Source organism: Vibrio sp. MA40-2, from assembly GCF_047302445.1.
Lineage (GTDB): Bacteria > Pseudomonadota > Gammaproteobacteria > Enterobacterales > Vibrionaceae > Vibrio.
The window spans coordinates 1545242-1557242 of the sequence record NZ_CP178627.1 but is presented as its reverse complement, the minus strand read 5'-3'; the positions used below and the strand labels follow the sequence as shown (position 1 = coordinate 1557242).

General features: G+C 36.8%; 10 protein-coding genes. 8 read left to right on the top strand and 2 right to left on the bottom strand.

Annotation, left to right across the window (positions count from 1 at the left end; all coding sequences use genetic code 11):
- Positions 1–30: 30 nt before the first annotated feature.
- Complete coding sequence (locus ACLKML_RS06845; protein ID WP_413282965.1) at positions 31–246, bottom strand: hypothetical protein; 216 nt, start codon at positions 244–246, stop codon at positions 31–33.
- Between the two features lie 688 nt (positions 247–934).
- Between ACLKML_RS06845 and ACLKML_RS06840 the strand changes: the two genes are divergently transcribed.
- From ACLKML_RS06840 to ACLKML_RS06820, 5 genes are read left to right on the top strand one after another with little or no spacing between them, the layout of a single operon-like run.
- Complete coding sequence (locus ACLKML_RS06840; RefSeq protein ID WP_413282964.1) at positions 935–2689, top strand: ABC transporter substrate-binding protein; 1755 nt, start codon at positions 935–937, stop codon at positions 2687–2689.
- A gap of 10 nt (positions 2690–2699) precedes the next feature.
- On the top strand, positions 2700–3653 hold the full coding sequence (locus tag ACLKML_RS06835; RefSeq protein ID WP_413282963.1) for an ABC transporter permease: 954 nt from the start codon (positions 2700–2702) through the stop codon (positions 3651–3653).
- Between the two features lie 6 nt (positions 3654–3659).
- The gene (locus ACLKML_RS06830) at positions 3660–4556 is read left to right on the top strand and encodes an ABC transporter permease (protein ID WP_413282962.1); all 897 of its coding nucleotides are present in this window, start codon (positions 3660–3662) and stop codon (positions 4554–4556) included.
- A gap of 2 nt (positions 4557–4558) precedes the next feature.
- On the top strand, positions 4559–5563 hold the full coding sequence (locus tag ACLKML_RS06825; RefSeq protein ID WP_413282961.1) for an ABC transporter ATP-binding protein: 1005 nt from the start codon (positions 4559–4561) through the stop codon (positions 5561–5563).
- Positions 5556–6533, top strand: coding sequence for an ABC transporter ATP-binding protein (locus tag ACLKML_RS06820; protein ID WP_413282960.1), 978 nt, complete (start codon positions 5556–5558; stop codon positions 6531–6533). Before ACLKML_RS06825 ends, ACLKML_RS06820 begins: the two co-directional genes overlap by 8 nt.
- 561 nt (positions 6534–7094) lie before the next feature.
- Here ACLKML_RS06820 and ACLKML_RS06815 read toward each other — a convergent pair.
- Positions 7095–8000, bottom strand: a complete 906-nt coding sequence (locus ACLKML_RS06815) for a hypothetical protein (protein WP_413282959.1) — start codon at positions 7998–8000, stop codon at positions 7095–7097.
- A gap of 1265 nt (positions 8001–9265) precedes the next feature.
- On the opposite strand from ACLKML_RS06815, the gene ACLKML_RS06810 reads away from it, so the two are divergent.
- Genes ACLKML_RS06810 through ACLKML_RS06800 form a run of 3 tightly spaced genes read left to right on the top strand, consistent with a single transcriptional unit; the run spans position 9266 to position 11927 of the window.
- Complete coding sequence (locus ACLKML_RS06810) at positions 9266–10249, top strand: LPP20 family lipoprotein (protein WP_413282958.1); 984 nt, start codon at positions 9266–9268, stop codon at positions 10247–10249.
- A 59-nt stretch (positions 10250–10308) separates the two neighbouring features.
- Positions 10309–11295, top strand: a complete 987-nt coding sequence (locus ACLKML_RS06805; protein ID WP_413282957.1) for a hypothetical protein — start codon at positions 10309–10311, stop codon at positions 11293–11295.
- A gap of 23 nt (positions 11296–11318) precedes the next feature.
- On the top strand, positions 11319–11927 hold the full coding sequence (locus ACLKML_RS06800) for a hypothetical protein (protein ID WP_413282956.1): 609 nt from the start codon (positions 11319–11321) through the stop codon (positions 11925–11927).
- Positions 11928–12001: the final 74 nt, after the last annotated feature.

Genomic DNA, 12001 nt, shown 5'->3' with positions numbered 1-12001 from the left:
CATAAAAAAGAGATGGGCTTCTTTTTTAAATTAGAGATTTTTATCCGAATCCATTTTGATGGGAGATTTTTTCTTTTTAAAGTACTTCAACCCTAGCCAAATAACATAACAGGAAATACCGACAATGAGAAAGGACCGAATAAGAATAGGCGCATCATGTTCTAGTTGAGTTACATGCGGCACGATACTGGCGAACAAACGACTGGTAAAAAACAGTGCCATAACTGACATAACAATTTTATTCATATATCCGGCTATTGAAGTAAGTGCGTTATATAGAACAAACTATCGGTAGATTGACTTCTTAACGAAAACAGATATGAGTTCTATGCGGATAAAAAAGAATGCGCCTCTCAAATGCAAGCGTCAATATTAAATCAATCTAAAATCGGTAAGCTAACATTTCATTTTTGAAAGTAACGCATGCAACTAAAAGTAACCCAAAATAACGCTATTATCCTATATTTTTGCAGTAATTTTCCGTAAAGCAGCTTGATCAACAATAGATAAACAACTATTTAGCCGTGTAAAAATGCATAAATCCCATTTTTGGTGCAATCCACCCACCAGTTATCACCATGATAGTGCTACCTTATCTTGAAAGCGCCTAACAAATGACCAAATTGAACAATAATAATACAAATCAAGCACTTGGTATGATATATGCTTCATAAAGCAAATGGAGTTATTACTCTAATTTAAGCTTACGTTACATTCATACATCAAATAAGTTGAAGTAACTAAGCTGACTACGTACCTAAGCTGACCATGTAAATAAGCTCAATACGTAAATAAGAAAATGTAATATAAAAAGCTAACTTTTGTTAAGTTCATTTCTATATTACTAATCAATGATCGTTATTAAATTATCTCTGTTGAAATAAATAGAGATAATTTTATGACGTTCATTATTTGTATTATTTAAGGACATTAAATGAAAAAAATCACATTACTATCATTAACATTAATGATGGCCTCAGGTTTATCGTACGCTGACAATGCAAAAGTATTCAAATACTCAAGCAATGGCACACCAACTACCTTTGATACAACACAAGTAGGTACGACCTATTCAAATACAATAGCCACTTCTGTATATGACACACTTTATGAGTATGAATATTTAGCAACACCTTTCAAACTAAAAACGAACCTAGCAACCACATTTCCAGTAATTTCTGATGATGGTCTAATTTATACGATCAAAATTAAACAGGGAGTAAAGTATGCAGATGATCCAGCCTTTCCATCTGGAAAAGGTCGTGAAGTAGTTGCAGACGATTTTGTTTACTCATTGAAGCGTCATTTTGATCCGGAAAATCGTTCTCAAGGTGCATGGCTATGGGCTGGTAAAATCGTGGGCTTAGATGAATGGAAAGCTTCAGGTTCTGACTACAATAAAGAGGTTTCAGGATTAAAAGCGTTAGATAAATATACCATTCAAATCACGTTAACGAAGCCTTACCCACAATTAATTTATACACTGACCATGGGTTACGCAGGCATTGTACCAAAAGAAGCGGTGGCAAAATACGGACGTGAGCTTTCGATTCATCCTGTGGGTTCGGGTCCATTCAAACTCATTTCACATAATAATACCAAAACAGTTTTGGTTAAAAATCCAAATTATCGCCATGAAACGTTTGATCTAGCTGCATCGGGATATGATCCAGAGTTGCAAGGAGAGACCGGCCTTGCAGAACTAGACGGAAAAACCCTACCAATCGTTGATCGAATCGAAGCCAACTGGATAAAACAAGGTTCAGCGCGTTGGAACTCATTCACTAAAGATAACGAGATTGTCAATACTAGTTTGCGCAACGAAGAAATGGAAACGGTATTGCTTTCGAAAGATCCCGTTCAATTGAAACCTGAATATGCGGAAAAATATAATTTTAAAGTCTCAACAGAAGCCGGTTTTGTCTATAACTTGTTTAATTTTGACGATGATTATTTTGGTTACTCTGATGACCCTAAAACAAATGCGCAAAATAAAGCGTTACGTTGTTCCATTATTAAGTCATTTGACTGGCCACAACGTATTGACCGCTTTTACCTTGGATTAGGTAAAGCTTATCCAGGATTTATTGTCCCTGGAACTGATGGTTTTGACCCAGATATGGATAAGACATCAATCACGCAAGATATTGAAGGAGCCAAAAAGCTATTAAAAGATAATGGCTGGACAGCTAAAAATCTGCCAGTACTTTATTACCCAAGTGTCTCAAGTACAACGGCTAAACAGTTCTTTGAGCAATTCCGTGGTAATTTAACTAAAATCGGCTATCCAAAAAACAAAATCAAATTTAAGACTTACGCAACTTTCGGCGACTTCAATAAAGATCTAAAACAAAGCAAGACCCAAATGATGGGGATGGCTTGGGGGTTAGATTATCCAGATGCTGAAAATACACTACAACTGTTTTACGGTCCAAACCGTTCACCAGGCTCAAACAGCTCAAATTACAATAACCCTGACTATAACGCACTCTATGAAAAATCGTCTGTTATGCAGCCAAGCCCTGAAAGAACAGCTATTTACAAACAGATGAATCAAATCTTAGTCGATGATTGCGTCGGGATAGGTAGCTTTTCTAGAACAAGTGTTAGTTTGTGGCATAAAAACGCCATAATGTGGCCACAGGAAAGCGTTATTGGTAATTACTTTAAATATGTTGATGTGAAGTAGGTCTAGCTACATGGAAACTATAAGATATTGTATTAAGAAACTGATTTATAGCATGCCACTATTGTTTGGCGTTACCTTGATCAGTTTTGTTCTCATGGTTTATTTCGGTCCGGATCAAACCTATAGCTTACTTGGTCGTAATCCTACCATAGAGGAAATCAATGAGATTCGTCATCAACTTGGCTATGATCAGTCATTTTTAGTACGGTACATGGAGTACATGCATCAGATTTTCACCTTTGATTTCGGTTACTCCGATTCAACTGGTGAAAAAGTCACAAGTATTTTAAGCAAGACTATCCCAGTCTCGTTTATATTACAGTTGCCCGGTTTTATAATCGGGCACCTTCTCGCTGTTGGGTTAGGCTTATTTGCCGCCCATCATCGTGGCACATTCATCGATAAATTAGTGATGTCATCATCGGTAGTTGGGATGAGTATTTCTTACCTGATTGTACTGATCTTGGCGCAATTAATATTCTGTTCAAGCTACGGATTAAATTTATTTCCAGTGTACGGTTGGGATATAAATTCCTTTTCAGATTATCTCTATTACACAACGGTACCGACATTCTGCTCTGTGTTTGTTTCGGTCGGCTACAGTACACGTTTTTATCGAGCGGTTTTGGTAGAAGAAACCAATAAAGATCATATTCGTACAGCTAAAGCATTTGGTCACAAACCTAGCACTATATTGCTAAAACATGTACTGAAGAACGCGATGATCCCAATTATTACCCGGATTATATTCTCTATTCCATTTGTAATAGTTGGTGGATCGCTGCTACTCGAAAGTTTTTTCGGTATACCAGGGATCGGATTAGTAACCTACGATGCAATCACAACAGGGGATTTACCTGTGTTAAAAGCAGTGACTGTACTCGTTACACTCTTATTTATCGCGGTAATTAGTATTGTCGATGTTATTTACCAAATGATAGATCCACGAATTTCTTTAAAATAAGGACGCATGATGTCAGAAACAGTATATGAAACGCTTAATGACGTTAAGCAACCTTTAAAACGAGAGTCATTGTGGAGTAAAGGGGTTGCCAAATTTATTCATGATAAAACCGGCATGATCAGCTTTGCTATCGTACTATTATTTTTCTTTATTGCCATTTTAGTATGGCTAGGCGTTATTGGACAGAATTGGGATACATTGTTAGCTAACGGATACTCTAGCCCATCTTCAACTTACTGGTTTGGTACCACTATCAATGGCCAAGACATATTTCAACGAGCCATTTTCAGTACCAAAACGGCGTTTGAAGTAGGTTTAGTAGTAGCAATATTTGCTACTGCTATCGGCGCGTTATCTGGTGCGCTCATCGGATACTTTTCAGGTTCATGGATCGACGAATTGATCCTATGGATAATGAACAGTCTCGATTGTATCCCATACATTTTAATGGTCGCGGCAATTTCAGTTTCACTTAATGAAAGTCCTTATGCCATGCATATAGCAATGATGGTTGCTTTTTGGACCGGCACTGCACGAGTAGTTCGTGGCGAAGTTATAAAACTCAAAAGCATGGAATTTGTAGAAGCCGCACACTCTCTAGGCGTTCCAACTTACCGTGTGATTTTTAAGCACCTTTTACCAAATACGGCGCATATTATTCTCATTGATATGACCCTATTATTTATTACCGCAATTAAAAGTGAAGTGATTTTAAGTTTTCTAGGGTTGGGAATCAAAGATAGCATCAGTTGGGGTGTCATGATATCCGAAGCCAGTGGCGAAGTAGCAGCAGGACATTTTTGCAACTTCTTTGCTGCATCAGGAATGTTATTTGTATTGGTACTCGCTTTCAGTATGTTTTCAGACTCACTGCAAGATGCGCTTGATCCAAGGAAACTGTAATCATGAATAATTTAAACACAAAGAAAATTGAACCATTGCTAACTGTTAATAACCTGACTGTCGATTTTTCGACAGATAAAGGAACCGTTAGAGCTATTGATGGTATCAGTTTTGATGTGCTACCCGGTGAAACATTAGCAATCGTGGGTGAATCTGGTTGTGGTAAATCCGTTAGTTCACTATCAATCATTGGATTAGTTCCATCGCCTCCTGGAAAAATTGTTGACGGCAGCATCAAATTTAACGACCGGGAATTAGTGGGTTTAAGCGAAAAAGAATATAGAAAAGTACGTGGTAACGATATTTCTATGATTTTCCAAGAGCCAATGACCGCACTTAACCCTGTATTGAAAATAAGTACACAGATGATTGATGTTATTCGTTTACATAACAATGTGAGTAAATCTGAAGCTAAAACCAGAGCGATTAAAATGCTGGAAACCGTCGGCATTCCCTCACCAGAATTACGTATTAATGAATATCCACATCAACTGTCAGGGGGGATGCGTCAGCGAGTTATGATTGCAATGGCACTCTCTTGTGGTCCGGATTTACTACTCGCGGATGAACCGACTACCGCTCTTGATGTAACCATTCAAGCTCAAGTGATGAAAGAATTGATCCGTCTCCAAAAAGAGCTAGGGATGGCAGTGATTTTAGTCACTCATGACTTAGGAGTGGTTGCTGAATCTTGTCAGCGCGTTGTGGTCATGTACTGCGGCCAAATCATCGAGCAAGCCTCAGTCACTGCACTTTTTGCTAACCCAAGACACCCTTACACAAAAGGATTACTTAAGTCCATTCCCATTGTTCGCGAACAGAAAATCCCAAGATTAGAAACGATCAATGGTATGGTTCCAGACTTACACAACTTACCATCAGGGTGTCGTTTTGCCGACCGTTGTGAGTACGCTACAAATAAATGTATGCAGGAAACTCCAATATTATCTGGACCGAAATCTCATCAAGTTGCATGTTTTACCCCATTAGGAGAATGTAATGAATAAGCCACTAATTGAAGTAAAAGGGGTTAAAAAACATTTTGTGGTTGGAAAAAATTTTCTTAAACGCCACCGCCAAGTTTGTAAAGCAGTTGATAATGTTAGTTTTACCATCGATAAGGGGAAAACCCTCGGTCTTGTCGGCGAATCAGGATGTGGTAAATCAACGTTAGGTCGGTGTGTATTAAGGTTATTTGACATAACAGCAGGTGAAGTCAAATTTGAAGGTGTTGACCTGTTCGATTTAGAGGCAAAAGATTTAAAAAAACTACGCCGAGATATGCAAATTATATTTCAAGACCCATTTGCATCGTTGAGTCCTAGAATGACCATACATGATATTTTACGTGAACCTCTAGATGTTCATAAAATAGGAACCATCGCAGATCGTGAAGCAAAAATAGCCGAAGTAATGGATATTGTTGGGTTAAGACCACAGGCGCTAAATCGTTATCCCCATGAGTTTTCCGGCGGTCAACGTCAGCGAGTGGGTATAGCACGTGCACTAGTTTTAGATCCTAAATTTATTGTTGCAGATGAACCTGTCTCTGCACTCGATGTATCAGTACAGGCGCAAGTATTAAACTTAATCGCTGAATTACAAGAAAAGAGAGGCATTTCATTTCTCTTTATTGCTCACGATTTAGCCGTTGTACAACATATTTGCGACGACGTTGGAGTAATGTACTTAGGCCGCTTAGTTGAGAAAGCGCCAGCTGAACTACTCTATAAAAACCCTAAGCATCCCTACACTAAGGCACTATTGTCTGCTATTCCAATACCTGACCCTACTATTACATCAGATAAAATCCATCTTCAGGGTGATGTTCCATCACAACTAAATCCACCAAGTGGTTGCACTTTTAGAACCCGCTGTCCTCAAGCAACGGTACGATGCAAAGAAGCCGTTCCTCTTACCTATAATACCGGTGAAAATGACAAAGAACACCTAGTAGCCTGTCACCTTTATCGATAAGAACGTTACATTAGCAACATAAAGGCCTACTTTTAAGTAGGCCTTTATGTTGTAAGCTCTCTTTATGCTGTTCACTAGCTTGATTATTCTACTAACTGATAGATAACCCATCCTCCTAGAGTCTTTGACTCAACATCATTTATACACTAAATCACTCAGTTTGTTATTTAGCTCAAAAAAACCAACATTTAATTATATTAATTAACATTTTAGTTAATATAAAAATCAACATAATTTATTTTAACAAAATAAAACAATCTACAAATATATAAAAAACGTCAATTTTACATATCGATCAGTGAGAAAAAATCCATTGCATTAAAAAATAAATTAATGCAACAATTAATCAATAAAAACAATGAAAACTTAAATTTAAAAAATAAAATCCCAATTAAAAACAAAATTAATTAACTATAGATTTTTAAATTAACTGATTTTATAATCACCAACAAATAATATTAAACTTTGCTATTTCAATAAGAATTATCTTAGTGACTATATAGACAAAAAAAATACCGCTGATTTTTTCAGCGGTATTTTTATAATTAAAAAGAAAAAAGATTAAAATTTAGCACCTAGAGTGATTTCTAATTCGTTATCTTTCCAACTATGTGTTCCTGCACTACCTTCAGATTTAAAATATTCATATTTTACAACATCATAAGAAACTGCAGCATAGCCATTTACGCTTTCATTTAGTTTCAGAGTATACTTCAACTCTGGAGCAATATGAGCATAAACCTCAGTAGATTTTTCGTCTATCGTATGATAAGCCTCTACATAACTTTCTACATTAAATGTAAAGTTTTCATTCAGTGGTAATGAATATGTCAAATAATCTTCCGTTCCGATCTGATAATCATACTCGTCGTCTTCTGAATCATAATAATTAAAATTATACCAAGATAAATTTAGTTCCCAGTTATCAGTTAACGCACCATCTAAATAAAAGTTCGTCTCTACACCACTGATATCTTGCAAACTACCTTCATTACTTGTCCCTACCTGAGCCCACAATTCAATACCTAGAGCGAAGTCTTTTTCTGCTATTTCCACTCCTTTACTTAACCAAGGAGTGATAATATATTGCTGTGCGTTACTAGAGTCACTGCCATCTTTTGTGTTCCAACTAGCGTCGTATCTTATTAAATATGAAAGAGAAACATCGAATCCAGCTAGTGTGGTCAGGTCGTGAGAAATACCAAATTGTGTATCCCATCCTTGTTGACTTGTACCATCCGATTTTTCGACAAAATCTTTATCTACATCGAATAGAAATTTATAATCATCATTCAACTGATATGATCCAAGACCCAGTGTCCATTCTGTTTTTTGGTATCCTTGGTCATAATCATTCACCTTAACTTGGTGAGAAAATGAGTTTAATTCTCCTGCAAAAACACTAGTACTTGTCAATGGCAAGCTAACTAATAATGCTGCTAGCGTTTTTGTTTTTATGGTATTCATCCTAGATTTTTTCCTTTTTTTATTTGTATTACATAATGCAACTTTATCTATAAGATGCTGTTATTAAGTGATATTTTTTAGGCAAATTATAGAAAAACCCTACTTTAGAGTTTTTGCACTAACACACTAAGCAAAAAGTAGGCCAAAACCAAAACCCCTTATTTAGTAAGGGATTTGTATGACAAGTGCTTTTTAGTTTGCACTATTTTAGTGCTTAACTGCACGTTAATGGGCGTGATATTTAAAATATTTCATCAATCATCTACTTACGACATCTCATAAATATTAAATTCACAATCAGATAGTTTTTATAAAAATCAAAATAAAATTTTTAATTCATTCTAAAGAATTATTTTATGGAATTTACGAATTATGTTTTTATAATTTATTATCTAATTTTATAAATTGCAATTTAGCTCAAACCTTGGATTGCTCGTTTTTAACCAACTTTAGACAAAGGGGACAAAGGGCACGGCGACGTAACTTGCAACTCGGCTATTTAGCCCAGCTATAATGCGGAACTAATGCGACAATAGAACGTGTTGATAACTGTACTGACAGAGGCGTATGTGAACTCAATCTCACTGCCCTCTCAATGTTTCATATACATTGACTAAACTACTTAGTGTCGATTGATTTTATAGGTATTGAGTTTGAGTATAAGAATTACACCAACCAGATTCGAAAAATCGAACTTAATCCTGGTAAATTAAAGGAAATACTCATAGCGTTAGCTCGTGAATACTTGAACGTTTTATTGTTACCACCGGCGTTACCACTGCATAAAAATTTCATTATTTTTATCTTTAAATAAACATTAGCAGTTACTAATATAAAAATAATGAGCCCAGCAATAAATTAATCAACGCAGACAATTACAATTTGAAATAATTTCATATATTTATTAGTATGATATAAGTCCCATCTATTAATTCACGCTATTAGATATGTTTATCTAAATAGATGAATTGATTCTTAGTGATCTTGGTTTTGAATGGAATCTCTAACCAATGAATAAGAATAGAATGGTCGGACACAAAAATCGAGCCATGTAAATAAATGAACCTCTCGAGTAAAGACACAGCATCAATAGCATGAGAGGCAAATTTAGACTTCCTTTAAATGCATCTGATTGCTTAATAGATTTATCAAATAGTCTTATCTCTTGAGAAGTTTTTGGATAAAAAACACCACCCATTGAAGTCGTCATTTGAATGCAATCAAATGAAAATAGAATATGGATAATTCATTAAATTAGGTTGCAAATGATTGAAAATAAAAAAGTTTTTCATACTCTCTGTATGATAATTAGCCTACTTTTTATCGCTGGCTGTCAAGCAACTAAACCACAGTGGTACTCTAAGCCCCAAGCCGATACCAATGAGTATATTTACGCGGTAGCACAAGCAAGAACTCTCCCTTCCGCTAAAAAAAGTGCATTAAATAACATCAACGAAAAGCTTTGGACACAAGTAGAATCCTCTTTTTATCTACGTGAAACTGCACGAGAAACCAATCAAACTGCAATTTCAAATAGCTTAGTTGACAACAAAGTTAATACCAAAACCGAGTCTCTTACCTTAAGCGGCGTAGAATATGTCTCAATGGAAGAGAATGATCTCGGCGCATTTGTTGAAGTTAAAGTTAAAAAATCATTGGTCATACAACAATTAACTCGCGAAATCAATGAGATAAACCATAAGTCTGTAACAGAGCTTGCGGCTCTTGAGCATGAAGACAAATTACTCTGGTGGTTAGACAATCGAGATGCTGACCAAATGTTGCACGATGTATCTGTACGTATTGCAATGCTCACACCTTTAATTCCAGAATATAAAGCCGACATCCGTTCTGTTCAAACGCTTGTTGAAACCCATCAAAAACTAAGCAGTCAAATTAATATTCGTCTGGCTTATGACAAAGAGTCGAAAAAAGCAACACAGTTACTCGGTAACCAGTTATCCAAGTTCAACATTGCTACCTCTACTTCAAAGAAAAATAATCAAACGCACGTACTACGCGTTGAATCTGAACGCCGACGAAATAAAGTGGCTGGTGCGTTCATTTCAACATTAGTTTCCAGTGTAAAAATAACGAATATTAAAGCAAAAACCATCTCTCGTAGTGAAATCATATCAACAGGCAATTCAGTGACCAGTTATCAGTACGCAGATGAAGGGGCGGCTCGCCATTTTAATGAGCAAATAGAAGAAAAAGGAATATGGACAGCATTAGGCTTGATTAAATAGCAAGCATAATGCGTGTCCCAAAATAATAAATTTCGCTTAAAATGTTCGGAGATGAATAGATGTTACAAAAAACGTTGATTGCTAGTACTGTATTAATCGCTTTAGCCGGCTGCTCCAGCCTTCCTTCGGATGAGGTTTGTACGCCAGATACACGAGTCGAGATAGAACAAGCTGACGTAAAAATCCCATCAACAGAAGATGTTAAGGTCGTTGTTCTTGCACCCAATATTACTTTTGATGATGAAGCAAAAACAAAATTAATTTCTTCTATGCGTAATGAACTTGAGACGCAAATATCTCACTCGGGCGCTGAACTGGTTGATCGCAGCTTAGCAAACAAGCTAAAAAAAGAAGTTATGTTTGCTGAACAAAGTGGCCGTTACAGCACTCAAGGAGCCTCGATTGCTGACATTGCAGTGATTACTGAAATTACAGCTTCTGATCTTACATATAAATACACAAAAGCGGGCAGTTACAAAAAAAGTAACGGTGAAACAGTTCGTTTCCCAGCAGAGTGTGACTTTAAGGTCAATGTCGAAGCCGTTGCAAAAGTGGTTGCTATTCCGAGTATGGAATTACTTAAGCGAATTGAGATGCAAGGTGATAAAACCGTTACGATTGAAGAAAGCAAATCTAGTTGTCCAATCAGTGTTGGGCAGTACCAAAGTCTTGCAAGTAAAGCCGCAATGGAAGCCGTTGAGTATACTTACGAACTTAAACAGATGTTAGCGGCAAGTGCACCAGTTTCAGAGTTCCGTCAATGTGAACATGGCAACATGGTTAAACTTAACATGGGAAAAAATAAAAAGGTGACACCAGGCTCTGAAATAATATTCACCAAAGGAATGCAATCTATGGAAGGTGATGTTGAAATTTTTCCTATTGGCACTGGTTATGTCGTAGACAATGAATATAACGCGGTTACCTCACAGAATTCTTGGGTATCCATTGATGATGAAACCGCATCAAAAATTCAAATAGGTTCTCTGGGTAAGATCGTTCCAGAAGATTGCCACTGGAGTAATCTTGAGTGTCTCATGAAATAAATTCGAAGATAGGATTATCGATAATGAAAAAAGTAATAATGACAGTAGTGGTTGCCACTGCATTAGCAGGTTGTCAAAGCACCGGCTCAACAGTTGAACAAACACAAAACTTTGCCGAATGTACGTTCCCTGACGCACCAACCGTTAAAGCGCCTGGTTGGATATGTGATGTAATGCCTACTGATCTCGCAGCAGGCGCTAAAGGATATGCGAAGAAAAGCGCAGCAGGTATGACCGTTATGCGCAAAATTGCTGTAAACGACGCTCGTGTAAACCTTGCCGCTGAACTTGAAACTGACGTGAGTAATCTATTCCAAGCTGCGACTGAAGGAACCACATCCACTTCTGCTGCAGAAGGGGTATTACTTGTGACTGAAGAAGTACAAGAAACGTTTGAAAATATTACTAAATCTGTAGTAAGTAAAACACTAACAAACAGCCGTATAGTAGTCAGTCAAACAAGCCCAACAGGTGGCTTATACGTGCTAGTTGGTATGGACCAAGCGGCTTACGATGCGAACATAAACAAAGTTATCGACGGAGTGAGTGATGATTCTGCATTATGGGATCAGTTTAATAATGAAAAAGCCGCTGCCGACCTTGCTGCAGCCTTCGATGCTTTAAAAAAATAATCACGGTTTGACGATTGGTCATAGAGAAAAGACCGCGAATATAGTCTTTTCTCTATACACACCCAGGGTACCCT

Bases quoted from the DNA above. Each gene is read 5' to 3' on its own strand.
- ACLKML_RS06835 (WP_413282963.1), top strand. From the start codon at position 2,700: ATGGAAACTATAAGATATTGTATTAAGAAACTGATTTATAGCATGCCA.
- ACLKML_RS06815 (WP_413282959.1), bottom strand. From the start codon at position 8,000: ATGAATACCATAAAAACAAAAACGCTAGCAGCATTATTAGTTAGCTTG.
- ACLKML_RS06800 (WP_413282956.1), top strand. From the start codon at position 11,319: ATGAAAAAAGTAATAATGACAGTAGTGGTTGCCACTGCATTAGCAGGT.
- ACLKML_RS06820 (WP_413282960.1), top strand. From the start codon at position 5,556: ATGAATAAGCCACTAATTGAAGTAAAAGGGGTTAAAAAACATTTTGTG.
- ACLKML_RS06845 (WP_413282965.1), bottom strand. From the start codon at position 246: ATGAATAAAATTGTTATGTCAGTTATGGCACTGTTTTTTACCAGTCGT.
- ACLKML_RS06825 (WP_413282961.1), top strand. From the start codon at position 4,559: ATGAATAATTTAAACACAAAGAAAATTGAACCATTGCTAACTGTTAAT.
- ACLKML_RS06830 (WP_413282962.1), top strand. From the start codon at position 3,660: ATGATGTCAGAAACAGTATATGAAACGCTTAATGACGTTAAGCAACCT.
- ACLKML_RS06840 (WP_413282964.1), top strand. From the start codon at position 935: ATGAAAAAAATCACATTACTATCATTAACATTAATGATGGCCTCAGGT.
- ACLKML_RS06805 (WP_413282957.1), top strand. From the start codon at position 10,309: ATGTTACAAAAAACGTTGATTGCTAGTACTGTATTAATCGCTTTAGCC.
- ACLKML_RS06810 (WP_413282958.1), top strand. From the start codon at position 9,266: ATGATTGAAAATAAAAAAGTTTTTCATACTCTCTGTATGATAATTAGC.